We start from the raw sequence: 25,222 nt of genomic DNA on the forward strand, positions 1-25,222 counted from the left end.
ACTTTTAAAATCAACTCTGAATCAACCTATGAATCAAATCTGAATCAATGCATTAGCTTATTTTCAGGCATTTTATGTAGGTCACTACTTGGCGACGCTATTGCTAACGGAATCTTCGCTAACGGCATCAACAACAGTTTGAGCATCTGACTCCTGCTCATATTTACTGAGCTTGTTATAGAGGGTTTTAACGCTGATCCCAAGCTGCTCGGCGGTGTCGGTCTTGTTGCCCTGACTTGTTTCAAGCGCTTGGTAAATGGCGATTTTTTCCAGCTCCTCAAGGCGCATACCTTGGGGGATCACGACATTTTCCTCCGCAGCCGCCTCTTTATCCAAACTGGGCGTAAGCTGTAAATGCTCAGGGGTAATCTCATGGTCCGCCAGAATATAAGCGCGCTCGATAGCATGCTTTAACTCGCGCACATTCCCCGGCCAAGCGTGAGCCGCAATCGCCTCTAAACTTGAGGGCGAGAACACTTTGCTCTGTTTTTCCGCCGCATTGCGATAGGCCAGAAAATGCTTCGCAAGTCCGACAATATCTTCCCCACGCTCCCGCAATGGCGGCACTTGAATGGGGAAATGCGCTAAGCGAAAGTACAAATCCTCCCGCAGTTGTCCTTGCTCAATCGCCACTAAAGGATCGCGGTTTGTCGCCGCCACAATACGCACATTGGCCTTGAGCACCTTAGGGCTGCCGACGGGACGATATTCATTATTTTCGAGCACTCTTAACAGCTTAACTTGATGCTCTAGGGGCATTTCGGTGACTTCATCGAGGAATAAGGTGCCGCCTTCGGCCTGCTCAAATACCCCTTGATGATCGCGATTCGCGCCAGTGAAAGAGCCTTTTACATGGCCGAAGAGTTCACTATCAACCAATTCAGGGCTCAAGGCGCCACAGTTAATCGCAATATAGGGCTTATTCACCCGCGGGCTGGCTAAGTGAATGGTATTGGCGACCAGTTCTTTACCCGCGCCACTCTCGCCGATAATCAACACATTGCTCTCGGCGGCCGACACCCGGCGGATAGTGCGATACAAGCGGTGCATAGGTAACGAGGAGCCCACCAGCAGACCATATTGGTCTAATTCGCTGGCAAAGGGGCGAATGCGCGTCGAAGTGTTGGCAACCAAATGCTGGGCAAAATCCGCTAAGGTTTCGCACAGCAACGACATATCGATGGGCTTACGGAAATGGTAGCCCGCGTATTTGGATAAGAGTTTATCGAGATGAGGATTCGGTAGGCCATCGGAGAGGAAAATAAACTCCACATCCGCAATGGCGCTGGACTCGAGTAAGGCTAAGTAATCTTCACGGCTTAGACGGGGCAGCTCAATGATCGCCACATCGATACGATTGGCCTCCAGCTGACTAATCCAAGATAAATCATCGGTACTGCGTAGCTTGTTGTAGGTCTGCGCGCCCTCGAGCTGTACTAATGCCTGCTCGGTCTCGAAGTCCTGTAGATGATAGAAAAGCGTTGGTCGGATCATCTTGTGCCACTCCCTGTGAATGAAGCACCACTGTATGCCAGCCGTGAAATTTTAACAATCTCAACGGTAAGAGTTGCCGATAATAAGCGAGGCACTGGCGACAATGGATAAATATCATCATTTAAATCAAGCCATTAACTTATCATTAAAAAGTGAACGAAATATGCATAGAAGCTGAATGAAACTGAAATTTCCATAAAATGTTGGGCAATCCGTGTCGGCGGAGCAGCCCAAACTACCACAGGAGGTCGTTATGACGTCTAATGTTGCGCAACATCAGACCGAGTTGAGCGCCGATATTAAGCTGGTTAATGAGTTAATCGAGCTGACCCAAACCGGCGTGGACTTTTATACTCGGGCCAATACCACTGTCGATGACTACAGCCTAAAACGCATTTTTATTGCCCAAATCAAGACGTATCAAGGGATGCTGGCGCGATTTAGGCAACTGCTCGCCCAAACATTACAACAAATGGGCTCGCACATTGGCGCGCACTCAGTGCCGCCGTCGCAGACTCGGCCCTATGCCGATGTCGATGCTTTACTTATTAAACAACAACTCGCCGATGCCCTCGCCGTGCTCTGCGAGCTTGAGCGTCAGCGCCTTAATCACCTCAAACAGTTAATTAAAAAGGCCAATCACCCAAGGTTAATCAGCCAATTGGCCGAGGATATTGCCTGGCTACAAATCCATTTGGATACCCTACACCTGCGTAGCCAAGCCCTGTAAGACAGCAATGCCATCCAATAACGCGGCCAACTTAGCCGCGTTTTTGTTGCCTGCGATCTATCGATTCTTAACGCCTATCCCACTTAAGCCAAAAAGCTTAATCACCCTCGGTAATATTTACATTTTGTCGGTAAAAAGCGCCGATTTGGCGATTAAGCCAAACACCTAAAATTAGTCACCACCCAATTAATCATATTTAAAATCAGTAGGATAAAAACATTGGCACGATTCACGCTTTAGTTCCTTCGAGATAACAACGGAGGATATCATTATGAAAAACACGACAACTTTAGCTTTAACCACCTTACTTGTCGGTTCTATCAGTTTAAATGTGGCCGCCGCACAGGATTGGAAAGACGATGCCAAAGATGCTTGGCTAGATGGCAAGGCCGAAACGACTTTGTTGCTCAATACTAACCTCAACTCCTTTGACATTATGACCGACGTGAAAAACGGCCATGTCACCTTAACCGGTCAAGTGGAGAGCAGTGTCGATAAGGCGCTCGCCGCTGAGCTCATCAAAAGCTTAGATGGCGTAAAAGGGGTCGATAACAAGTTAACCGTGATGAAAGAAGACGAAGGCACCAATGAGGTGGTGAAGACCTTAACCGACTCTAAGGTCGCAACGGTCGTAAAAACCCGTCTGTTGTTCTCGACCGACGTATCGGGCACCCAAATTAATGTCGATGTTGCCGATGGCGTAGTGACCTTACAGGGTGAAGTGGCTAGCGACGCCGAGCGTCAATTAGCCCTGACCATTGCTAAAAATACCGATGATGTGAAAAAGGTCGTCGATAAAATCAAAGTCAAAACCTCATAATGGTCCCGACCATTCAGCCCTTGCTAATTCAGCCCTTGCTAATTCAGCTCTTGATAACTCAGCTGTTGGTAACTCAGCTGTTGGTATTAGTCACTCGGGCAAAAACCACAAAACCAGCTTCGGCTGGTTTTGTTTTATTGGAGCAATGTTATGTTCATCGTGCCTTAGGCTTCCTGTTCGAGGCAGAAGCTAAATTCATAAAAATGTTGGCCATTTTCGATGCTTATCGCCATAGTGCCATATAACCCAACCAGTTCACCCGCGCCAGAATGGGGGACAACCTCAAGGTGTAAACGGTTTTGCCCATCGGTCATAATGCCGAAATGTTGCAGCACAAAACTGCCCTGCCTGCCGCACAGTTTCCCCACGACTTGCTCTATCGCCACGTAACCTGCCGAGCCTTTTACCGCCGTCATGGCACTGAGCATTTCGCCTTGGCTGCGGGCTTCAAGCTCACCATAAAAGCTTTTATCTAAGGTCATTCTGCCCAAGTTCACCCCGCCTACACCTGTGGCATAGGCACTCTCGGGATTGAGTTTAACATCAAATTTGCCCGTGACTTTGGTCATTTCCATGACTCGCTCCTTGTTTTAATTTTATGCTTTATGCCAAAACCTTAGCTTTCCCAGCCGCTAGGTGAAATAAATACCTCAGCCGTAGCTGAGGTAAAATTAACTTAGCATAAGCCCAGATATAAACCTAATGCAGTGCTTTGATTTCCGATTCACTCACACCGACTTCAAGGGTTTTCGCCACGTTAGGCTCCTCTGTCATAGGTTGGCCCGCCGCCCTGTCACGGTAGGTAATGGCGACTTTATATGGCGCCTCAAAGGGATACACGGGCTCGATATTATCAACTTCGATACGATCGCCAATAAACACACTGCCTAAGTGCACTAATCGATTTTGAGCATAATCTAAGCTAAACAAGCCAAGGTACCAAAATACCCCCGAACCTTGATTCGTGACGATATAAGGCGCCACAAAGGGCATGGTTTGCTGCTTAGGATCGTCCTGCAATGGCGCATCACTTTGGGTATCGGGCTCTAATGCGGGGTCAAAATTAAGCGGCGTGATCCGCATATAATCCAGCAATACCCGACCCTTTTCTTCACCTTGTTGATAATCCCCCAGCGCAAATTCCGTTTGCTTGATTTTAATAAAGTGCGTCAATACCACTGGCAGTTGGCTATCGGGCAGCTTCACTTCAAAGGGATTGGCCGTATTCAAACTAAAGAGTTTCAGCATCACCTCGGAGGCATTCGCCACCGGTTTGACCTCACTAGGCACGACAGATTCGATGGCATCTTCACTGGAAGATAATGCCGCCTCTTTGGCTTTTGCCTTTGCATCGGCCTGCGCCATGGCCTCATCGTATTGCAGTACTTGACCATCTTCCATGACCATGTAGATATCATCATTGGTCATGTTAAAACGATAAATGCCCGCGGCAAGAATACTGAGCACAAGGACAGTCGCCGCTATCGTTAATTTAACAAACATACTCATTATCTCCCCCAATATCCTAGTCGCGGTATATTTCACTCTTATGATAAAATCCGCCTTGCTGATAGCATCAAAAAATCCCCCTTCCGACAAGGTCAAAACCGCTTATTTTTGCTTTTAGTCAGCCTAAGTTCAGCAAGTGGACACATGCTGATATATATGATTTAGACTTTTCATTCCCGTTCCCAATCAGGCTATAATTCTTTCCGCTAAATACATAGCCCACATATAACCGTACCTTTAAGGATCTGATTGCCTATGACCAATGCATCGACTAGCCCTTTTGCGGTGTTAAACCAAAGCACTGCAAACTCGTTTAATGAACAGAAAAACCTGATTAAACGGGTCTTTAAAGGCAAGCCAGTGCAATGTCCAAGCTGCAATCAAACCCTCAAAGTCATCTTGCCGGAGACGGCTAAAGCCGATCAAGCCGCAGGCATTTTCTGCCCTAAGGGCTGTACCGATATAGAGCTGGATATAGAAGCTGTAGCGGGTATCTAACGTAATTGTCCGTGTAAATAATGGCGGTAATATCCCACCAGATTACTGCCAATAAACAGCAGCTCCATCAATACCGCCACGGGCGAGCCAACTAAGATATTGTGGCACAACCAAAAACTGGTGCCGACTATCATCAATAAGCGCAGATTTTTATCCGCCTGACAAAAGGCGGCGCGGGTTTGAAACAGCGTTCCAATACAACTTATCACGCTCACAAGCCCGCTGTAGGTCAAGCCGCTCATCAGCACCGCCGCTCCGCTAAAACCCCACATGGCCTTTTTAGACGTAGTAAAAATGCTGGTGAGGTAACGCACGGTGGCAATCCCCATCAGGCCCGCGGCAGTCCATTGTGCTAATAAGCAAAAATGGATGGAGATTAGGATGCCCGAGACGAATAAGCAGGCGACGATGCGCTCACGCGCCTTAAATTGAAACGACATCAAATCGAAAACGATGGCAATCGCCACCAATAGTTGCGACAGGGTAAAAGCACTCAAGATAGGCTCCTTTAAATATCAATATCAGCTTATAAAATAAGCCGATACATCAGCTGCGACTCAAACTTAGCGCCGAGGAGCATGCAGGGGATGACCTAAAAGTGCATTAACTTAAGTTAACTGACTGGATGTTTATAGTGAATCTTGCAAACGTCTACGGATCCGCGACAGGCTAATCGCAGTAATGCCAATATAATTAGCCAGTTGGGCATGGGTTAAACGCTCAACCCAGAGGGGAAAGTATTGGAGTAAATGTAAGTAACGTTGCTCAGGTGTATTGAGCAGCAAAAAGGCTTCTTTTTGTTCTTTATACAATAATTGCTGTTTGAGTAGCGCAAGTTGTACTCGCTGCATCGTTGGCTCGTTTAATACGGCAAGTGGCATTTGCACTAGCCGACAAGCAGTGACAGTTTCTAACTGATAGGGCGCAATATCCTGCTTTAACCAACTGCTATATAAGAAACAAAGCTCACCTTCGAAGTAAAACTCCTTGCAGCGCTCACTGCCCTCTTGGGTATAGTGGCAAGCGCGCACTATGCCATCCACCACAAAATAGGCAAAGGGCTGACGCTCGCCTTGGGGTAACAAGCACTCGCCGGGCTGATATGAAAGCGCCCTTGCTTGTGTGAGTAGCGGAGCTAAACGCTCGGGCTCGGCCCCTAAAGCAAGTAAATATTGCCAAAGGGGTTGGATTGCCTGCTCAGTTTCCGCCTGATGAGTCGATGCAGAGTGCACAGTCATTTCATTACCGGCTTTGCCATTCACATTCGACCAAGGGCGTTTGGTGTGGCGCATCCTTAAGGCCTAAGGCCACCTTAAATACGCGATTCGGTGGAATGATGCCGACGCCTTTTGGGGTGCCCGTCATCACAATATCGCCGTCTTCTAAGGTAGTAAAGCGTTGTAATTCTTCTAGAATCGTCTGCGGATTATAGATCATTAACTCAATATGACCCGCTTGGGTTAACGCCCCGTCTATCGTTAAGCTGAATTCAAATGCCGCGCTGGCATCATCAATAGCGACAAAGGGACTAAATAGCGCCGCGCCATCGAAGGCCTTGGCCTTTTCCCAGGGTAATCCCTTGGTTTTCAGTTTACTTTGCAGCTCTCGCTTCGTGAGATCCAGCCCAACCCCAACATGGCTAAAACGTCCCTGCTGATAGATAAAACACAGCTCAGTTTCATAGTGCAGCGTCTCACCTAAATGCTCAGCATGCAGCACAGTGCTAATAGCCGAGTTTGGCTTGAAAAACACCACCATGTCTTCGGGAATGTCATTACCCAGCTCGTGGATATGGTCGACATAATTTCGCCCAATACACAGAATCTTACTCGGGCAAATCTGTTTATCACCGACGTTAACAGTCTTCATTTGACTCCTCATTACGCTACGCTATTGGCAGTAAAGCTAAGGCACAGTAAATATCAGGCGTATTCCATTAAAAATTCATCGAGTTGTTCGTTGGCAATTTCAATTTCATCCCCTTCAAACTGCGCAATATGGAACATGCCCTCACCTTCGTTGGTCACAGGTATATTGCTGATCCCTATGATAATGCCATCGGTGGGCGCGCGAATGGCCACACTATCGCCCCCATGCGGACTCACAATATGGGCGATGATATACCCCTTGTTGACCCGCTGCCCGAGTTTAAGCTTCATATTCACTAAACCATCGGACTCACTGCGAACCCAATAACTGCGTATTGCACTGACACTAGCGACCTTGTTACTGACTCGCCCCTTGAGCATACCAAGGCTTCGCATCACATTGAGTACCCCCTTAAGACCCGACTTAATCGCCAGTTCACTAAAGCGCAGCGCCTCGCCCGCCTCATACAAAATACAGGGAATGCCCTGCTGGTTCGCATAGCCACGCATCGACACGATGCGCGCCTTGGAGTGCATGATAAGTGGCGCGCCGAAGGCATTCGCCATGGCTAACATGGTTTCATCGCCAGTATCACAACGGATCTGCGGCAAGTTATCCCTATGGATTGCGCCCGTATGTAAATCAATCACATGGGTCGCATGCACCAGTAATTGGGTCGCAAAAAGGTTGGCTAAACGACTCGCCAGTGCACCTTTACTCGAGCCGGGGAAACAACGATTGAGATCACGCCTATCGGGGAGATAACGAGATTGTTGAATAAAACCAAACACATTGACTATGGGCACCACTATCAAAGTGCCTGCTAGATTTTTAGGATTGACGCGCCCAAGCAAGCGCCGGCAGATCTCAATACCATTGAGCTCATCGCCATGGATGGCGGCGCAGACTAACAGTGTCGGGCCAGGTTTGAGGCCATGGAACACTTCCACGTGAATATCGAGTTGGGTATCGGTATAGAGCTTAGCGGCGGGTAGTTTTATCCCCATTTGCGTGCCCGCAACGACTCGCTTGCCTTCAATTTCAAACGCTTCGCGTTTTTTTACCATAGTCACTCCCTGATGTTATCCCTAAAAACGCCAAATGGCACTTAGTCTCTCGCCCCAAAAACTGGGCCGATTACCGTTCAAAGTGAGCAAGCCAAGTCTTTAAAATCTGCTGTAATATTTCGCGCTCGGCGCTAGGCACCCCTGCCAATAACGCGCTCTGACATTGAATATGTTTGGGCAACGCCGCGTCAATCAACGCCTTGCCTTCTGCGGTGAGCGACACATGCACGGCGCGGCGGTCTTCCTTACTGTGCTCACGGGCAATCAGCCCTTTATTTTCAAGTCGGTCTAAGCGACTGGTCATGGCGCCAGAGCTTAACATCATGCTCTGATACAGCTGCGAAGGCGATAGCATATAAGGCTCGCCTGAACGTCTGAGGGTCGCGAGCACATCAAATTCCCCCTGACCTAGGCCAAATTCGCCGTGACACAGGGCGATGGCGTTTTCCATATATTTGGTCAGGCGCGCGATGCGTCCTAACACCGCCATCGGAACCAAATCCTCTGTCACCCCTTGAGCCTGCCACTGCCCAAGGATGATATCCAATCCGTCTTCAGACGTTACGAGTGCCTGCTGAGTATCGAGTGCTGATTGATTTTCTGCCATGGTTTTATCTCTACATAAAGATTCTTTACATGCTAACCATTTTGCCGCAGAATTCATATATCTTTATATAAAGATACTTTTCATAAAGTTTAAATCAGTTTCACAGTGCAAACTGTTCAACGGATTGTGTTAGCCATTTTTATTCGACCCAGCATAGGAGTATGCGATGTCTCATATTTTATCCACTAGGGGCAATCAACTGATGATAGGCGTCAGTCTGTTACTTATCGGGCTTAATCTGCGCCCCATTCTTGCCTCTGTTGGCCCATTACTGCCGAGTATTCAACAGGATATCTCCTTAAGTTTTGCCCTCGCCTCTATGCTCACCCTACTACCAGTCCTCGCCATGGGAATGGGTTGTTTCGTTGGTTTTAAGATTGCTAAAGGCTTGGGGTTTGCAAACACTGTGACGGTATCGCTGCTATTTCTGCTGATTGCAACTGCGATGCGTTTTTGGGTCGAGACGGCGAATGCGCTGATCTGTTCTGCACTTTTAGCTGGCATGGGTATCGCTCTCATCCAAACCTTAATGCCTACTCTGATTAAACAAAACTTTGCCGACAAAACGCCGTTGATGATGGGCTTATATGTCACCGCCATTATGGGCGGGGCGGCACTGGCCGCCAGCAGCGCACCATTTATAGCGGCCGATTTAGGCTGGCGAGCAGGCTTAGGCCATTGGACTTGGTTAGCCCTCATCGCCATCTTGCTATGGATTGTCAGCCGAAAACATCTTGCCCTGCCGAGTCATACCGACAAACAGGCGGAATACTCATTTTGGCGCTATCGCCGCAGTTGGTTATTGGCACTGTTTTTTGCTTTAGGAACAAGTTGTTATGTCTGCGTGCTCGCCTGGTTAGCACCTTATGCCATCGAGTTAGGTTATAGCCAAACCCAGGCAGGATTAGCCTTAGGCTTCCTCACCAGTATGGAAGTGATCGCAGGCTTAGTTTTTCCTTGGCTTGCCAGCAAATCGACGGATAGACGGGCGATTATTGCCTTACTGTGTCTGTTGCAACTCATTGGTTTTATGGGATTCGCCCTCGCTCCACAGGTGTCGATATTCCTCTGGGCCGCACTGGCGGGACTCGGGATTGGTGGTATTTTCCCGCTGAGTTTGATTGTGACTATGGATCATCAACAGAATCCGCTGTTAGCGGGTAAGTTAACCGCCTTTGTGCAGGGTATTGGCTACAGTATTGCCGCTATCTCACCTTGGATAGCGGGACTTATTCGCGATAATTTCCAAAGCTTTAATATGGCCTGGTTATTACTTGCGGCGCTGAGTGTCATCGCTTATCTGCTGTCGCGGCAATTTAATCCGAGCGGCTATGCCCAGCACTATCGACAAGTGATAGCCTAGGATTTAAGCACATAAAAAACCGCCCAATTTGTAAAAATTGGGCGGTTCAGGTATCAAGCTAACAGCTTAAACGCGAGTCGATTAAGACTTCTTCACAAAGCAGGTCAGGATCACGATGCGAGTGCCATTCACACGGCCTTCGATATGCTCTGGATTGTTGGTCAACGAGATATTGCGAACCGCTGTGCCGCGTTTTGCGACAAAGCTGGTGCCTTTGACGTTGAGATCTTTAATGATAACCACGGTATCGCCAGCGTTCAGTACCGCACCGTTGCTGTCTAAGGTCGGAGGCGTATCATCGCTCGCGGCAGCCGCCTCGGCATCGCCCCAAGCGCGCAAATCCTCTTCCAGATACAGCATATCCAGTAAATCCTGCGCCCAGCTTTCGCTGCTTAGGCGTTTCAGCATGCGATATGACATCACTTGAACCGCTGGGACTTGGCTCCACATGCTGTCGTTCAGACAACGCCAGTGGTTCATGTCCATGGTATCCGGCGCGGCGATTTGGCTGCTGCAATTTTCACAAATCATGATCTCGTTTTCATGACCATCGGAAGCCGGTAAGTCATAAATAGAGAGTTCGACGTCACTTGCGCAGAGTTCACATTTGCCGCCACAGCGAGTTAGCAATTCATTTTCAGTCATTTTTTCTGTCTACATGCGTAATAAAACGCGGATTATGCCATAAATTGGCTTTTCACGGCAGGGGGGAAGGCAAGATAACCCTATTTTTTATATGAGTTATCTGTTTATCCATCCTTGAAATTGCCATTTAATCCTTAAAATTCATAAGCTAAACTGAGTCTGACATCTCGCCCCGGCGCGGGGATGCCATCCGACAGAAACGGCGTCACTTGCTGGTTCGTCAGATTTTTTGCCATTAAGCGCACACTTAGCCCTTTCAGTGTTTCTTGAGGCTCGTAGGCTAAATATATATTTTGTAAGAAGTAATTCTCACTTGGGGACTCAGCGTTAAAGATATCCCCCTGAGGCACATTATCCTGCGCATCGTACCAAGTACCTTGCCAAGCGACTGAAATGTCATCGGTAATGTACATGCCCACACGCAGACGAATATCCAGCGGCGCAATATTGGCAAGGTATTCGTCCTCGCCTTGGCTGTCTCTGAGCGATCCCCTGTGTTCGCCCTGTAACCAAGAAACGGCTAAGTCACTGAAGAAATCCTGATAACGGTATTGGGACTCGAGATCGGCGCCGTAGATCTCATAGCCGTCAAGATTGGTGTAACCACTTTGAATCACTTGATTGGGGTCGGACTTTGCCCCGCGGCGCTGGGCAATATCATCCCGCCCTAAGTTAGCAAAGAGGGTCACTTGGGTTGAAAGCGTATCTTGGGCGGCAAAAAGGCTGATTTGCTGTGTCATCAAGCCCAGTTTAAAGGCGTGCAGACGCTCTACATCGATATCTCGACTCGTGCCGGTAATGCTCGCCTTGGCGTATTGCACCGCATAGATTTCATCGACCACTGGCGCTTGTAAACTGTAGGCGTAATCGAAATTCACTCGAGTATTCGCAGTTAACTGGTAGTCGATTCCCAATCGCGGTGAAAAGCCCGAATGGTGGGTCGAGCTGTAGTCGTGCCCTGCCTCGATATCGTTGTAATCGGGGGCAATGTTGGGACGGCCAATGCTGTAGATAAAGTCATAGCGTAGCGAAGGAGTAATAGTCAGCTCATCTGTCACACTAATCGCATCGCGCAAATACACTGCATAGGTATCCTGACGCCCTTCGGGCTGATAGTAAGGGGTGTACCAACCGTAGTTTTTCTCGGGATTTTTCTCATAACTTTTGTTAAACACCATTGAATCCCTATCGAGACTGCGGAACTGCAACCCCGTGGTGATCTCATGATCCCCAATAACACTTAAGTTGTTGATGTCAATGTAGTCACGCTTGTAATCCAACCAAGATTCATGGCCGAAATTGCCGACTGAGACGGTCATCTTTTCCCACGCGATTGGCGGCCTGATCCAGTGACGCGCATTGGCAGAATGAGAAATCACTATCTGGGTATCAATTAAAGGATTACTCGGTGAATAGCGATAATTCGCCGACCAAGTATTGTCTTCATAGGTGTTGTAGGCCGTGGTGGCATAGAGCGCCTGTTCATAGGAGCCATATTTACGGATGTTGTAGTCAGAAATTGCGGGCATAGGTCCACGACGATTGGCCCATGGCTTACGCCCTTCGTCGAGATAATGGGTCAGGCTCAGCATGAGTTGATGGTCGCCCTGCTCGTAATCCAGTTTGCCGAGGTAATTATTTTGCTCATAACCTGAGTATTCAAATTCGTCACCATTGGCAAGCGTCACATCCCCCGCATCACGGCGAGTGACATGCAATAAACCTGAAAGTTGTTTATTAGCTCGTCCATAAAGGGTTCCTGTGTAGCTTTGGGCGTCGTTATTACTGGCGTAACTGGCTTTGATTCGGGCACCAACGTTTTGATTGTAATTTAAAAAATCATCGGCAGATTTAGTCACAACATACATGGAGCCGCCAAATCCGCCATTACCCGAGCGGACATCGTGGGCCCCTTTAATCACTTCGACTCGCTTGATTAAATCGGGATCTAAGAAGAACGAGCCATAACGATACTGCTCAAATCCCACGGGGGCGTTATCGACATAAATATTAAAATCTTCGGTTTCGCCAAATCCCCACAGGTTGATGCGCTCGCCACCACTGCGAGTCCCGCCATCAATATGGGCACCAGCCATATCATCGATGACTTCAGCAAATGTGGTCGCTTGCATCTCTTCAATCTGCTCCATCGAGATGATCGCCTCGCCCGGCTTAGTCATTGTGGTCGCTCGGCGGTATTGCTGGCCATGTACTTGTAAAATCTCGATTGGCTCGACCTTAGGCGCTCCCAATACTTCCTTGGCATTGAGTGGCAACGCGGGTAATACGCTTAAGCCCAAACAGCCCATGATTGCTTTTGATATCCTGCTCTTAGGTTGATATCCCATCTCCCCATCCCCTGTTACATAGTGTAAAAAATAGGGCGGCATTATAGGCATCAAAGCCAAAGATGAGAATAATTCTCACCTAGCTTTACATGTAAATCACAAACTGATGGTAACTGCAGGGAAATGCTCGAAGAATTTGCAATATCCACGCGCATTTGTTCAACTCGCACTAGCCTGTTTTGATTAACGGTCGGAATCCCAGTCTCAAGCACCTCAAAGGTTTTATGGACATGACTAAGCGAACCGCACAACCCCAAACCGAGTTGGCATTTACGGCCGCCAGCTTAGATTTTCTCAAACTGCTGGCGCTCAATAACTCCCGTGACTGGTTTAAAGCCCATCAGGAAGAATATGAAAGTAAGGTCAGAACCCCTGCGCTGCGTTTTATCGAGCAAATTCAGCCCGATATTGTTGCTATTTCCCCAAGATTAACGGCGGTTGCCAAAAAAGTCGGTGGCAGCTTAATGCGCCCACAGCGCGATAGCCGCTTTAGCAACGACAAAACGCCCTACAAGACCAATGTGGGGATCCAGTTTCGGCATTTTCAGGGCAAAGATGTGCATGCACCAGGGCTGTATTTACACATTGCCGAGGATGGATGTTTTATTGCCGCCGGTATTTGGCATCCCGAATCCAAGGTGCTGAATGCCATTCGGACTTGTATCGATGAAAACCCCAACGGCTATAAAAAGGCGCTGCAGACCTTAACCAGTCAAGGATTTGTGATGGATGGTGATAGTTTGACTCGCCCGCCTAAGGGATTCGATAAACATCACCCAATGCTAGACGAGCTGAAACGTAAGGACTTTATCGCGCTAAAACCAATCCCCTTCGAGCGACTCTGCCAAGCCGATGCCGCCCGCTACTGCGCCGAACAATTCGCCCACTGTAGCCAATTGATGGCCTACTTGTGCTTCGCCCTCGAATTAGACTTTTAGTTTTTGCTGTTGACGAGGCCAAGCATTCACTTGGCCTCATGCTTTTCGGTTTTGCTTAAGGGCTATTTCACATCGACGGGTTTAAGTGGCGTTAATGCGAGACTCGTAAGGTATTCTCTTAAAACCTTAAATGCATTATCCAACAGGACGTACTCCTTCGCTTTGCCTAGCACTCTAATCCCTTGTAATTGAAGCACTAAAAAAGCCGCGAGCGACTCAGGTTGAACCGATTGAGGCAACTCGCCCTGCAGCTGACTGTAGCGTAAAACATCGGTGAAATTAGTCAGCAACTGGGCAAATAAACGCTGGCACTCCTGCTGCACGCAGTCATCGTCGAGGCATTTTTCCATCACCGCATTCTGCATAAAGCAGCCGTACTCTTGCTCACGCTGCAAGGCCACAAATCGCGCTAAATAGGTCAAGATTTCACTCAGCCCAGCCTGTGCGTGCAGAATTTGCTCCTTCGCGCCGAAGGAATAATGGTCGAGATAAAAGCGCAGGGATTCGCGGTACAAGCTCTGTTTATCACCAAAACTGTTATACAAGCTGAAGCGATTAATCCCTAAGTGTTCGACCAGATCGGCAATCGAGGTCTCGGCAAATCCCTTCTGCCAAAACAGCTCCATCGCCTGGATAAGCTTTTCCTGTCTATCAAAATTACAACTGCGTGCCATGGTCCAAACCTAGATTGATGCCTGCATTAAACGGAATATCACGGGGTAAAAACATTCTTGACTGACCGTTTAGATATGGCGTAAATTCTATCCTAACCGATCGTTCCGTTAAAGCCCTATTTGGCCAAACTTACAGATTCACAGAAGGAAAGAGCATGAAGCTTTATGAATTAGCCCCTACGCCAAGTGCAAGACGCGTGAGTATTTTCCTCGCCGAAAAAGGCATCAACATCCCACGTGTGAATGTAGACATTCGCGGCGGCGAAAACCTCAGCCCTGAATTTAAAGCCAAAAGCTTAAACGGCCGTATTCCCCTGCTCGAACTCGATGATGGTAGCTATCTATGTGAATCCGTTGCTATTTGCCGCTACTTAGAAGAAATCCATCCAAGTGCAACATCACTCTTTGGTAATAGTCCACTAGAGCGTGCCAGAGTCGAAATGTGGCAGCGCATTATCGAGCTACAAGGGTTGATGGTCGGCTTTCAAGCCTTTAGAAACCTGACGGGTATTTACAAAGACAGGGAAAATTGTGTCGAAGCCTGGGGCGCAGAATCACGCCAACGGATCATTGACTTCCTGCCGACCTTAGACCAACAATTAGCCAAATCAAGCTATGTGGCGAGCGATAACTTTACGATTGCCGATATTTCTGCATACGTTTTTATTAGCTTTATTAAAAACTTAGATATTCTAGTGGATGACACCTTGCCCCACATTCAGGCATGGTTTTCGACAGTGGCCCAGCGCCCTGCGATAGTGTCGCTTACCCCAAAAAACTGACAGCGATGCCCTATTGGGTACCCAAGTTAAGCATTAACCAGTTAAGACTTAAGGGATAACTATGATTGATTTATATACCGCCGCGACCCCGAACGGTTTTAAAATTTCCATCGCGCTCGAAGAAATGGGTCTCGACTACCGAGTGCATAAGCTAGATTTCAACACTAACGAACAGAAACAGCCTGAGTTTCTCGCCATTAACCCCAATGGCCGTATTCCGGCCATTATCGACCGAGATAACGAGGACTTTGTGGTGTTCGAGTCCGGCGCAATTCTTCTGTATCTGGCGGAAAAAACCGGTAAGTTCTTACCAGCCGATCCTAAAAAGCGCTCACAGGTCATTCAATGGCTCATGTTCCAAATGAGCGGTGTCGGCCCAATGATGGGTCAAGCTAACGTGTTTTACCGTTACTTCCCTGAAAAAATTCCCGCGGCCATTGAACGTTACCAAAAAGAAGGCCGACGTTTGTTTGAGGTAATGAATACCCAGTTAGCCAAACATCAATATCTGGCCGGTGATGAATACACCATTGCCGATATCGCGACTTGGCCTTGGGTTCGCATCCATGAATGGAGCGGCATCAATATGCAAGGACTCACTCACTTACAGCGTTGGTTAGACGAGCTAGCCCTGCGCCCCGCTTGCCAAAAAGGCATAGTGACCCCTCCGCCTTCGGTCTTGAGTGATGAAGAGCGCGCTAAGCAAATCCAGAAGATGGTGACTAAGTAGGTCATCACTTCCTAACGCATTCGTTTTCCCCATCAAGCCCCAACTCAGCATTGGGGCTTTTTTACTGCTAGCGATACGTAAAACTGCTACACTCTGCGCCACTTATTGATTTGCTTGGCCATATTCATCCCATCGGATGAATGTCATTCGGCCGAGCCCCTTTTCAGGCTAACTTTATGGGCAATCCAAACGGCTTATCATCAGCAATCATGGCATCAACAGTGAATATCGAACCGCAAACCCTCGCGCAAAAACGCGGTTTAAGTTATGCCAATACCATTAAGTTATTGTTCGATGAGATTTTAAATACCAAGCAACCCGCCGACCGAGTGCTTGCGAACTACTTTAGGGAACATAAAAAGCACGGCTCAAAGGATCGCAAAGTGATCCGCGAATCCTTATTTAGCCTGTTCCGTTGGTGGGGCTGGTTTAAAGCCACGGGCGATCATCAACAGGCGCCCCAATTTTTTGCCATGCTCAGTGCGAGCGCCTTAATCGAAGCCCATCCATGGCAGGATATCGCCCAAGCTTGGCATGAACTCGCCCAATCGCCAGTTGATTATCAACAACTTCAATCTCTTAGCGTTAACAGATTAACGGATAAGTTAGCACTGGTACGGCAGCAATTTCCCGAAGTGTCCTTCGAACTCACAGATTTATTACCCGAATGGTTTTGGCAGGTATGCCCAATTGCCGCAGAGCTACGTCCAAATCTCATCGAAGCCATGTCTAGCCGCCCACCGATTTGGGGACGTGCGCAGGGAATAGACAGCCAAACGGCAGTTAAACAACTGCAAGCGCTAGAGATTGATGCGAGCCTCAGCCCGTATTTTGCAGATGCCTTTAACCTTGGCACTAAGAGCATGAATCTCAATGAAATATCACTCTATAAAGAGGGCAAAATTGAGATCCAGGATTTAGCCTCGCAAGTAATAGGTCAAATTTGTGCACCAGATCCCTGGCAACACTGGTGGGATGCCTGCAGTGGCGCAGGCGGAAAAACCCTGCAATTGCGATCACTGATGCAAACGGCCGCGACTAAGCAAAACCCATTAGTAGGCTCAATTGTGTCGTCGGATATTCGCGCCCACGCCTTAGAAGAACTCAGCAAACGTGCCCAGAGGGCAAGGTTTGATGGCATCAGCATTGCTCGCTGGCGCAGTGATGCGCTGCCGGTCGATGCCAACCATTTTGATGGGGTATTAGTCGACGCGCCCTGTAGCTGCACGGGCACCTGGCGCCGTAATCCCGATATGCGCTGGCTCGACAGCCTCGATGCCGTCACTGATAAAGCCACTCTCCAGCTGGATATTTTAAGCCGCAGCAGCAAGGCGGTAAAACAGGGCGGAAGCTTAGTCTATGCCACTTGCTCATTGTCGCCTGTTGAAAATGAGCAAGTGGTTTCCGCCTTTTTACAACAACATCCCGAATTCAGCTTAGTGCCGATCCGCCACCCCTTTACCGGCGAACAAACAAAAATGTTGACCGTGTGGCCCTTCGAGGCCAACACAGATGGAATGTTTGTGGCGCGCATGCAGCGCAATTATTAGGGCGTGTTGACGTTTCAGGGTTATTTTTTCAGCAGTTTGGCTGGCTTTTATGCAAGGCAAAGTCCGTGCAGTGTAGTTATTCTACATAAACGGACGATAACGCGGCAGAAAAGCCAGCCAAATGCTGCCCGAAGGGTTCGTCTGGCAAGCCCTTGCTCTTTGTCACTCGTCATTTGAGTAGAATAACTACACATCATTCCTCGTTTCGCGAGCACGTGCTTGCCAGAACGAACAAAATCTAATCTCGAAACGTCAACACGCCCTAGCACTAACTCCTTATTTTTTATCAGAACTTGGCACTCATATTTTGAGTGCCATTCTTTTTGCTTCCATACAATATGAATGTGCTTTTCCACTTATTCATTTAATAATCATCAAGATAAACCCTACGGCGCGGGGTAAAATCGCTAACGCAATTACATTGAGTCGTATCGCCCCTTCTTGGACAAAACTTTTCACCATCAGTGATTAAATATTTCGCTTTAGCTTAATCTCACCTTTGGGTAAAAAGATCGAGTGCTGAGAATGGCACAGGTATTTTTGGAATTTTGACCATGTCACACTCCTATGAATTTGACGACGATGATGCGCCATGGGGCGATAACGTCAAAGGTAAGCAAAAAAACAAACGCGTAAAACAACGTCGCAGGGATACTAAGCGCCGTTATTCAGATGATGCAGAGGTGGATTTCTATCAGCATAAATCGAAGTAACCGATAAATTACCCGTTTGCCTTAGCAAATTCGTGCTTTAATAAGCCAGTCAAATCCCAGCAAGTTGGATAACCTCCAACTTGCTAGTTAGTCCAAGTTATCTTTCATCCTTCCCGTTTTGATTCAATTGTAAAATCAATAGGCTAATGAGTTGATTTACCCTATGCTCTTTAGGATTTATTAACGCCTTTTGTTTACCAAACCACCTGACACATCTTTACGGGTTTAAAGGATGATCCCATGGAAAAACAACGCCCCGATTTTATCTATCCCCCAGGCAGTATGTTGATGCACTCGCCCTTAGTGTTGAATAAAGCCGATATGTACGGTTTTTTCCTCAAGGGAAAACTCGCCAATCTGCAGCGCTCCATTGATAAAACCCTCAATCAAGTGGCCGGAAGCGCCATGTACTTTAAAGTGCTATCGCCCTATGTACTGACAACCTTTACCCAAATCGAGAAAGCCTATTCAGAGGACCCAACCGACAGGGCCAAGGGTTGGATCCAAGAAACCGACATCATCACTTGGGTCATGGTCGGTCGCCAAGACAATAGCAACAGCACAGCCATCAGCCATGTGTATTTTCAGCCGCTGCATATTTGGGTAAATGATGCGATGGCCCTGATCAATGGTCGCGAGTTGTTCGGTTATCCCAAGTATTTGTGTGAATACACTATGCCCGCGGTCGGTGAGCCATTAACCCGGCTCTCCTTGGCAACAAAGAGCTTCTTACACTTTAGCCCTGACACTGAGCTTGCCATGCACCCGCTGATTGAGGTGAATTGCAATGCCAAGCCCGAGGCGCAGCTCACCACGCTAGAGGCCATAGCCCAAACCTGGCAACTCTTTAAAGAACAAACGGATTTTATTCCAGAGCTGGATAAACTCGGTGAGGAGCAACTGTTTCATTTGCTGTTTAAGCCTGCCATCGACCAAGTGTTTTTAAAACAGTTTCCGGATGCTTCAGGCCAAAAAGCGGTTTATCAGGCGATTACCGCGGCGCCCGCACGGGTCAACAAAGTGCACAGTGTCGCCCTGTTGGAAAATGACTTTGTTGCCACCATTTTTGATAACGCCAGCTTCCCACTCAAAGAGACCCTAGGCGTCGAGGTGGGCGAACAGCATGTATTACTGCCCTACCATGTGAACTTTGATTTTGAAGTGCCACCGGGCGAAGTGCTGGTCGATAACTCTGAAGTCAAAAAACAAAAAATTGCCATTCTCGGCGGAGGTGTCGCCGCCATGACCGCCGCCTGTTATCTCACAGACAGACCCGGCTGGCAGAATCAATATGAGATTGATGTCTATCAATTAGGCTGGCGTATCGGCGGCAAGGGCGCAAGTGGCCGTAATGCTGCGATGGGGCAACGGATTGAAGAGCATGGCCTGCATATCTGGTTTGGTTTTTACCAAAATGCCTGCGCCTTGATGCGTAAAGCCTACGAAGAACTAGACCGCCCGCCCGAAGCGCCACTGGCGACCTTCTTCGATGCCTTTAAACCCCATAATTTTATTGTGCTGCAGGAAGAAATTAATGGTCGCTCCGTTAGCTGGCCAATCACCTTTCCAACGCTCCCAGGGATCCCTGGAGATGGTACCGAAACCTTAACCTTCTGGAAGGTAGTTAAGGCCGCCTTTGCTTGGATAAAAGAATGGCTAAAGGACATGGACTCACTGCTGGACGCCGATGAAAAAGCTATGGCGACACCGAAAAACTGGCTCGATATCGGCTGGTTTGAACGGCTGAAGGATAAGCTAGAGGATTCGGTCGATGATGCGATGGAGTCCCTAGACGCCCTAGGTGACAAGCTCGAATGCCATTTTAATCAAATGATTGGCCGTGAATGTGATGAGCATGTCCACAGCGAGAGTGACGATGGTTTGGTCGAGTCCGCCGTCGATGCCCTGCACCAAAGGCTGGTTAAACGCTTTAGCGACCGTTTAGACACTAACGACGAGTTACGCCATCTGTATATCGCCGTCGATTTAGGTTTAACCATCTTAAAAGGGATGTTTGCCGATAATGTGTTCGAAAAGGGTTTCGACGCCATCAACGACTACGATTACCGCGAATGGTTAACCAAACACGGTGCCAGCCAAAAATACACGGTCGACAGCGCGCCGGTACGTGGTTTTTATGATCTGGTATTTGCCTACGAAAAAGGCAACTTCGACAAACCGAATGTCGAAGCGGGGACCATTATTCGCTCCATGCTGCGTATCGCCCTGTGTTATCAAGGCGGCGTCATGTGGAAAATGCAGGCGGGTATGGGCGATGTGGTCTTTACCCCCTACTATGAAGTGCTAAAACGGCGCGGGGTTAATTTCCACTTCTTCAATCGGGTCGATAATTTAGAATGTCGCAACAACAGCATTCAAGCGATTGAAATCACAGAACAAGTCGCTCTTGCGCCTTCGGTTAAAGACTACAATCCACTCGTGGATGTTAAAGGTTTAGCCTGCTGGCCCAGCACCCCCAATTATGATCAGCTCGAGCCAGAGCAAGCCGCATTGCTAAAAGCCCATGACATTAATCTTGAGCACTTCTGGAGCGATTGGGACAACCTGTACGAGGCGCAATTTGGTCAAGCGCTACCGAAAAAACGTCTGCAAAAAGGCGTAGACTTCGACAAAGTGATTTTTGGTCTGTCATTAGGATCAGTCCCCCATGTGGCGAGCGAGGTGATGGCGCAGAGTCCGGCGCTCAAAACCTGTGTCGACAAAGTACAAACAGTCGCGACCCAAGCCTATCAACTGTGGATGAATCAAGATCTTAATGGTATTGGTTGGCCAAACTATTCTGAGGATGGCGAGCAGCCTGTCCTATCAGGCTTTACCGAACCCTTCGATACGTGGGCATCAATGGATCAATTGCTCGATAAAGAAGACTGGCGCGGCATAGAGCCTAAAAATGCCAGTTATTTCTGCTCGGCGTTGCCTGTGGATGCTTATCCTCCGCGCACGGATATCGGTTTCCAGCAGCGCAAAACCGCCGAAGCCAAGGCTGGCGCCATCAATCAGCTCAATACAGAAATTCATAAGCTGTGGCAACAGGTTGGCGACACCTTCCCCTGGGAATGGTTGCACGATGAACAAAACCGCCAAGGCGAAGCGCGATTCGATAGCCAATATTGGCGCGCCAATGTGGATCCTTCGGAGCGTTATGTCCTGTCTGTGGAAGGCAGCTCACAATATAGGATCACCACGGATGGCACAGGTATCGACAATCTGTATATGACGGGTGACTGGATTAAAACTGGCCTCAATGCCGGTTGTGTGGAGGCCGCGACGATGGCGGGCATGCATACCGCCAAAGCCATCTGCGGCCATCCGGCGATTATCAAAGGCGAAAAAGACTTCGCCTAAATGCAAAGGGGCTGCGTTATGCAGCCCCTTTTTATCCAGATATTGTGTATTCAAATTTAAATAGGCCGTCTTTTAAATCGAGACTCTTTTAAATAAGCCGTTTTTTAAATAGAGACTATCTCACCCGCGCGGGTATCGGCGAATTCTTGACGACGTTTTTCCATTCGTGACTGATACAAATTGCTGTCGGCGCAGCGTAGCCACTCGTGGGGTTCGGCCACATCGCTATTGATGGCAAAGCCAAAACTAAACTGACAATCCTTTAAGCCTTCGGCGGCAAATTGCGCCGTTAATCCCTTTAAGCTGCTGGTTAAGATCCCCATGCCATTTGCGGGCAGAATAAGCACAAATTCATCGCCGCTGATCCGGTAAATCTTAAGGTGAGCAATATTGGTCGCCTGTAAAAACTGCACTAGATTTTGCAGTAAACGGTCTCCTTCCTGATGCCCTAAGGTATCGTTCACCATTTTAAGACTGTCGACATTAAGCAGCACCAAGGCCGTTGGTTGTACAACCTTATCGGCAAAGGTTAATTGCGAATTCATATATTCATCAAAGGCATAACGATTACCGACTCGAGTTAAACCATCGAGTCTGGCCTTCTCCCAAGCGATACCGAGTTCTTCAATGTGGGCCTTGCGCTCTTCGGCCAACAGTTTGAGCTTATTCGCTAACGCAAGAGATAACAGCAAAGCATCCACAGTGCCACCCAGTAGTGTCGCAAACTCGGCATGTTCAATAAAATCAGGGGTGATCCCCATATTGCCCGGAAGAATAATCACCGCAGGCAACAGCAAACAACTAAAGGCCATGATGAAATAGCGCGCGGGGGCAAAGCCTTTCATCAAGCACACATTGCCACAGGTGATCGCTAACGCAATCCACAGCATGATTAAGACAGAGGCAATAATCGCGGTATAGGGCAATAACCAAATACTGGTCGGCAAGGCTAAAATACACGCGACTAATAAATATTGGCTAAGCCGCCATAATCTAGGCGAATAGCTAGGTAACTGTAAGAAGTGCTTGTAGAACATGATGTTAAATATCGGCAAGCTGATAAAAAACAGATGATGTAATTCAAGCTGATGGAAGTTAAATAGATGCGCCGGTAAATGGAAGGTCAGTGCCCAGCCACCAAAATAGGTCAATACATAAAGACCATAGTATAAGAAGGCTTTATCAAAAATAGAGATGTAAATCAGTAGATTGTATAGAGCGATAAAGAGCAATCCCCCTAAACAAATCAGTATCGCCATGGCCACACGGTCGTTGGTTAACTGGTGCACTTCTTCCGACTCTATAGCCAATTCGGGCGCGGAGGAATAATAGCGGCTACTGAGCCGAGTCACTAACCAATAATCGGTCCCCATATTCAGCCGCACTTTACGGCCGTAATCGAATAAAAATTCATAGGGCGCATAGTAACCACTATGGGCCGTTTGCACTGAGCCATCACTGCCAAGTAACCAATAATCAACGGATTCCACAATCGAATTACTGGCATCCACCACCCAATGGCTTTGACGGCTATTGACCATCACGGGTGATACCATCCAATAGTCACCGCCCGCAAGGCTGACTGACCGAGCCTCCTCAAGTGGCCCCATCCACTGGGTCACGTCATTAAAATGCTCGGGAGGGAGCTGTTTCGCATCGGCATGGAATAAATAGGGGGAATCCAACGCAATTTCAGCGCTATGGGCAAACGGACTAAATGTCCAAAGAAGCAGCAAAAAGCACCAAAAATGTTGCAAGTTAGGTTTACTCATAGGTATCTAAGTTTATATACCAGCGTCTCGTTCCACGCAGAAAATCAATTTAAAGTGTTAACTTTATGACTACATTTTATTTTTTACAATTGATTAGACTAAATTAGTCGGCAATTGGGTGCCTTATGATGATATTTTAGTCGTTAACTTAAGGGACAACACCTTAGCCTCAATATCAGACGTTCACTTGGATACCTATGGCACCATTATTGATGATTTTAGCTGCACAATTATTGATTGCCAGCGGCAACCTATTGGTTAAGTTGCTTGAAACCAATGCGCCCGTATTTCAACTTGTGCTTTATCGCCAATTATTTGCCACGCTTTTGGTGCTTCCCTTTGTCTGGCGCCTACAGGGGAACCTTAAGTTAAGCCCCTTCTACAAAGTGCACTTAAGCCGAGCGCTGTTAATCGGCTTAGGCAATGCCATCTTTATGCTGGCGGTATTACACTTACCACTCGCAACCGTGACGGCGGTGATCTATACCTCGCCATTGTTACTGTTGCTGATGTCCGCCTTCTTTTTAAATGAGCGTATTGGTTATCGTCGCACCGTTGCGGGGATTATTGGTTTTACGGGCATTTTGCTGATAAGTCAGCCGACGGAATTTAACCTCTATATCGGTCTAGCCTTTTTTGGTGCCATGACTTCGGCAACAAACAGCCTGATTTTGAAGGCATATTCAACCCATGAGCATCCCTTTTCAACACTCTTTTGGTCTAATGCCTTTGCGATGGTTTTTCTGATACCGGCAACTTGGTACGAGGGTGCCGACTTTAGCCTGCCCGTTGCCCAAGTTGGCTTAACCTTAGGGCTGTTTTATATTGGTATGACCTACCTCATCATCCACGCCTATCGGCGCGCCGATGCCAGCCAAATGGCCCCAGTGGAATACACAGGCCTTATTTTTGCCGCATTGTTTGGTTGGTGGTTTTTGGATGAGCACTTAAGCATTGTGGTGTGTATTGGCATAGGACTGGTGATTTTTTCCTCCATCCTGCCAAGCTACAGTGAACTGAAAGCCAAATGGAAAAGCCGGCGAAGTTAACCTTGGCCGGCTTTGAAATCAAAGTGGCCACGGGCCACTCAATAAAGGCGAGATTAGAAGCGGAATTTACCGCCGATATAAACGCCATCTTCGAAGGTAAAGTCACGGGCGTGATCATATTCGAAGGCAATCTTACGGTAACCCACATAGAACGCCATATTAGGGTTCACGCGGTACTGCACCTTTGAATCTAACTCGTATTGACCATCGACATTACCGAAAGACAATACCGATGGCGCATAGTAAGCGGCGGCATGCAAAGAGATATTTGGCCCTAACGCCAAGGCATAACGACCGCCCACGGACACGGCACTGCCGTTTGGCGCATCATCTGCCCATAACTGGCTTAACTTAGCACCGACTTCGAAGTGGTGTACGCCAACATCATGGGTCATGTGCATTGCGCCTTGGGCAATATGACCACTGTCGTCTGAATAAATATATCCTAATACTGCATTGACATCTTTATTCACTTGCAGCTCTAACTCGGTAGAAACCACATCGTTGTTTAACCCAAGATTAAATTCTGACGCATTCACCTGCAGTGCGGCTGCACTCAATAATAAGACACTTGCTACTCTGAACTTAGCCATAAAAACACCTCAATAATGACTGTGGGTAATGGCGCGGATCATACCGAATAAAAAAAGAAAATCTGCATATTTAGTTGAGAGTCGCGAAGATTTTTGAATTTGAAA

25 protein-coding genes are annotated in these 25,222 nt (G+C 47.9%); 12 read left to right on the top strand and 13 right to left on the bottom strand.

Going from position 1 to position 25,222, the window contains the following annotated elements; translation table 11 throughout:
* Nucleotides 1-84: 84 nt before the first annotated feature.
* On the bottom strand, nucleotides 85-1,494 hold the full coding sequence (locus SHEWANA3_RS14985) for a sigma-54 dependent transcriptional regulator (protein ID WP_011717720.1): 1,410 nt from the start codon (nucleotides 1,492-1,494) through the stop codon (nucleotides 85-87).
* Between the two features lie 253 nt (nucleotides 1,495-1,747).
* Between SHEWANA3_RS14985 and SHEWANA3_RS14990 the strand changes: the two genes are divergently transcribed.
* The 3 genes from SHEWANA3_RS14990 to SHEWANA3_RS14995 all read left to right on the top strand — a co-directional run bounded on the left by SHEWANA3_RS14990 (nucleotide 1,748) and on the right by SHEWANA3_RS14995 (nucleotide 3,044).
* Nucleotides 1,748-2,224: a hypothetical protein gene (locus tag SHEWANA3_RS14990; RefSeq protein ID WP_011717721.1), complete on the top strand. Its 477-nt coding sequence runs from the start codon at nucleotides 1,748-1,750 to the stop codon at nucleotides 2,222-2,224.
* A gap of 7 nt (nucleotides 2,225-2,231) precedes the next feature.
* Entirely contained in the window at nucleotides 2,232-2,393 is a 162-nt protein-coding gene (locus SHEWANA3_RS23630) for a hypothetical protein (protein WP_166485358.1), read from the top strand.
* A gap of 102 nt (nucleotides 2,394-2,495) precedes the next feature.
* The gene (locus SHEWANA3_RS14995; RefSeq protein WP_011623427.1) at nucleotides 2,496-3,044 is read left to right on the top strand and encodes a BON domain-containing protein; all 549 of its coding nucleotides are present in this window, start codon (nucleotides 2,496-2,498) and stop codon (nucleotides 3,042-3,044) included.
* A 164-nt stretch (nucleotides 3,045-3,208) separates the two neighbouring features.
* Here the strand turns inward: SHEWANA3_RS14995 and SHEWANA3_RS15000 are convergent, their stop codons facing one another.
* Nucleotides 3,209-3,619 (bottom strand): DUF3224 domain-containing protein, encoded by a 411-nt coding sequence (locus SHEWANA3_RS15000; protein WP_011717722.1) that lies wholly within the window; start codon nucleotides 3,617-3,619, stop codon nucleotides 3,209-3,211.
* Nucleotides 3,620-3,743: 124 nt separating this feature from the next.
* The gene (locus SHEWANA3_RS15005; protein WP_011717723.1) at nucleotides 3,744-4,553 is read right to left on the bottom strand and encodes a hypothetical protein; all 810 of its coding nucleotides are present in this window, start codon (nucleotides 4,551-4,553) and stop codon (nucleotides 3,744-3,746) included.
* A 255-nt stretch (nucleotides 4,554-4,808) separates the two neighbouring features.
* Between SHEWANA3_RS15005 and SHEWANA3_RS15010 the strand changes: the two genes are divergently transcribed.
* Nucleotides 4,809-5,051, top strand: a complete 243-nt coding sequence (locus tag SHEWANA3_RS15010) for a hypothetical protein (protein WP_011717724.1) — start codon at nucleotides 4,809-4,811, stop codon at nucleotides 5,049-5,051.
* Here SHEWANA3_RS15010 and SHEWANA3_RS15015 read toward each other — a convergent pair.
* From SHEWANA3_RS15015 to SHEWANA3_RS15035, 5 genes are all read right to left on the bottom strand, one after another.
* The gene (locus SHEWANA3_RS15015; RefSeq protein ID WP_011717725.1) at nucleotides 5,048-5,548 is read right to left on the bottom strand and encodes a YgjV family protein; all 501 of its coding nucleotides are present in this window, start codon (nucleotides 5,546-5,548) and stop codon (nucleotides 5,048-5,050) included. The two genes, SHEWANA3_RS15010 and SHEWANA3_RS15015, sit on opposite strands and share 4 nt — an antisense overlap.
* Nucleotides 5,549-5,680: 132 nt before the next feature.
* On the bottom strand, nucleotides 5,681-6,289 hold the full coding sequence (locus SHEWANA3_RS15020) for a Crp/Fnr family transcriptional regulator (protein WP_011717726.1): 609 nt from the start codon (nucleotides 6,287-6,289) through the stop codon (nucleotides 5,681-5,683).
* A gap of 4 nt (nucleotides 6,290-6,293) precedes the next feature.
* Nucleotides 6,294-6,920: a fumarylacetoacetate hydrolase family protein gene (locus SHEWANA3_RS15025; protein WP_011717727.1), complete on the bottom strand. Its 627-nt coding sequence runs from the start codon at nucleotides 6,918-6,920 to the stop codon at nucleotides 6,294-6,296.
* A gap of 53 nt (nucleotides 6,921-6,973) precedes the next feature.
* The gene (locus SHEWANA3_RS15030; protein ID WP_011717728.1) at nucleotides 6,974-7,987 is read right to left on the bottom strand and encodes a succinylglutamate desuccinylase/aspartoacylase family protein; all 1,014 of its coding nucleotides are present in this window, start codon (nucleotides 7,985-7,987) and stop codon (nucleotides 6,974-6,976) included.
* Between the two features lie 70 nt (nucleotides 7,988-8,057).
* Nucleotides 8,058-8,594: a MarR family transcriptional regulator gene (locus tag SHEWANA3_RS15035; protein ID WP_041412698.1), complete on the bottom strand. Its 537-nt coding sequence runs from the start codon at nucleotides 8,592-8,594 to the stop codon at nucleotides 8,058-8,060.
* A gap of 166 nt (nucleotides 8,595-8,760) precedes the next feature.
* Here SHEWANA3_RS15035 and SHEWANA3_RS15040 point away from each other — a divergent pair, with 166 nt between their 5' ends.
* Entirely contained in the window at nucleotides 8,761-9,957 is a 1,197-nt protein-coding gene (locus SHEWANA3_RS15040; protein ID WP_011717730.1) for a cyanate transporter, read from the top strand.
* 81 nt (nucleotides 9,958-10,038) lie between these two features.
* Here SHEWANA3_RS15040 and SHEWANA3_RS15045 read toward each other — a convergent pair whose 3' ends face one another.
* A complete protein-coding gene (locus SHEWANA3_RS15045) occupies nucleotides 10,039-10,602 on the bottom strand; it encodes an alkylphosphonate utilization protein (protein WP_011626751.1) in 564 nt (187 codons plus the stop codon).
* 134 nt (nucleotides 10,603-10,736) lie between these two features.
* The gene (locus SHEWANA3_RS15050) at nucleotides 10,737-12,950 is read right to left on the bottom strand and encodes a TonB-dependent receptor (RefSeq protein WP_011717731.1); all 2,214 of its coding nucleotides are present in this window, start codon (nucleotides 12,948-12,950) and stop codon (nucleotides 10,737-10,739) included.
* Nucleotides 12,951-13,180: 230 nt separating this feature from the next.
* Between SHEWANA3_RS15050 and SHEWANA3_RS15055 the strand changes: the two genes are divergently transcribed.
* Nucleotides 13,181-13,888, top strand: coding sequence for a DUF2461 domain-containing protein (locus SHEWANA3_RS15055; RefSeq protein WP_011717732.1), 708 nt, complete (start codon nucleotides 13,181-13,183; stop codon nucleotides 13,886-13,888).
* A gap of 62 nt (nucleotides 13,889-13,950) precedes the next feature.
* On the opposite strand, the gene SHEWANA3_RS15060 is transcribed toward SHEWANA3_RS15055, so the two are convergent.
* Nucleotides 13,951-14,562 carry a TetR/AcrR family transcriptional regulator gene (locus SHEWANA3_RS15060; protein WP_011717733.1) on the bottom strand — a complete coding sequence of 204 codons (612 nt, stop codon included), beginning with the start codon at nucleotides 14,560-14,562 and terminating at the stop codon, nucleotides 13,951-13,953.
* Nucleotides 14,563-14,717: 155 nt separating this feature from the next.
* Here SHEWANA3_RS15060 and SHEWANA3_RS15065 point away from each other — a divergent pair, with 155 nt between their 5' ends.
* The 5 genes from SHEWANA3_RS15065 to SHEWANA3_RS15085 all read left to right on the top strand — a co-directional run bounded on the left by SHEWANA3_RS15065 (nucleotide 14,718) and on the right by SHEWANA3_RS15085 (nucleotide 21,703).
* Nucleotides 14,718-15,344, top strand: a complete 627-nt coding sequence (locus SHEWANA3_RS15065) for a glutathione S-transferase (RefSeq protein WP_011717734.1) — start codon at nucleotides 14,718-14,720, stop codon at nucleotides 15,342-15,344.
* A 61-nt stretch (nucleotides 15,345-15,405) separates the two neighbouring features.
* Entirely contained in the window at nucleotides 15,406-16,074 is a 669-nt protein-coding gene (locus SHEWANA3_RS15070; RefSeq protein ID WP_011717735.1) for a glutathione binding-like protein, read from the top strand.
* A gap of 176 nt (nucleotides 16,075-16,250) precedes the next feature.
* Nucleotides 16,251-17,624 (top strand): RsmB/NOP family class I SAM-dependent RNA methyltransferase, encoded by a 1,374-nt coding sequence (locus tag SHEWANA3_RS15075; RefSeq protein WP_041412699.1) that lies wholly within the window; start codon nucleotides 16,251-16,253, stop codon nucleotides 17,622-17,624.
* Between the two features lie 554 nt (nucleotides 17,625-18,178).
* A complete protein-coding gene (locus SHEWANA3_RS15080) occupies nucleotides 18,179-18,337 on the top strand; it encodes a hypothetical protein (protein ID WP_011626757.1) in 159 nt (52 codons plus the stop codon).
* A 240-nt stretch (nucleotides 18,338-18,577) separates the two neighbouring features.
* The gene (locus SHEWANA3_RS15085; protein WP_011717737.1) at nucleotides 18,578-21,703 is read left to right on the top strand and encodes an NAD(P)-binding protein; all 3,126 of its coding nucleotides are present in this window, start codon (nucleotides 18,578-18,580) and stop codon (nucleotides 21,701-21,703) included.
* A 104-nt stretch (nucleotides 21,704-21,807) separates the two neighbouring features.
* On the opposite strand, the gene SHEWANA3_RS15090 is transcribed toward SHEWANA3_RS15085, so the two are convergent.
* Nucleotides 21,808-23,475, bottom strand: coding sequence for a diguanylate cyclase (locus SHEWANA3_RS15090; RefSeq protein ID WP_011717738.1), 1,668 nt, complete (start codon nucleotides 23,473-23,475; stop codon nucleotides 21,808-21,810).
* A gap of 197 nt (nucleotides 23,476-23,672) precedes the next feature.
* Between SHEWANA3_RS15090 and SHEWANA3_RS15095 the strand changes: the two genes are divergently transcribed.
* Nucleotides 23,673-24,524 carry a DMT family transporter gene (locus SHEWANA3_RS15095; RefSeq protein WP_011717739.1) on the top strand — a complete coding sequence of 284 codons (852 nt, stop codon included), beginning with the start codon at nucleotides 23,673-23,675 and terminating at the stop codon, nucleotides 24,522-24,524.
* A 53-nt stretch (nucleotides 24,525-24,577) separates the two neighbouring features.
* Here SHEWANA3_RS15095 and SHEWANA3_RS15100 read toward each other — a convergent pair whose 3' ends face one another.
* On the bottom strand, nucleotides 24,578-25,117 hold the full coding sequence (locus SHEWANA3_RS15100) for a YfaZ family protein (RefSeq protein WP_011717740.1): 540 nt from the start codon (nucleotides 25,115-25,117) through the stop codon (nucleotides 24,578-24,580).
* Between the last annotated feature and the right edge of the window lie 105 nt (nucleotides 25,118-25,222).

It is taken from the genome of Shewanella sp. ANA-3 (assembly GCF_000203935.1).
GTDB lineage: Bacteria > Pseudomonadota > Gammaproteobacteria > Enterobacterales > Shewanellaceae > Shewanella.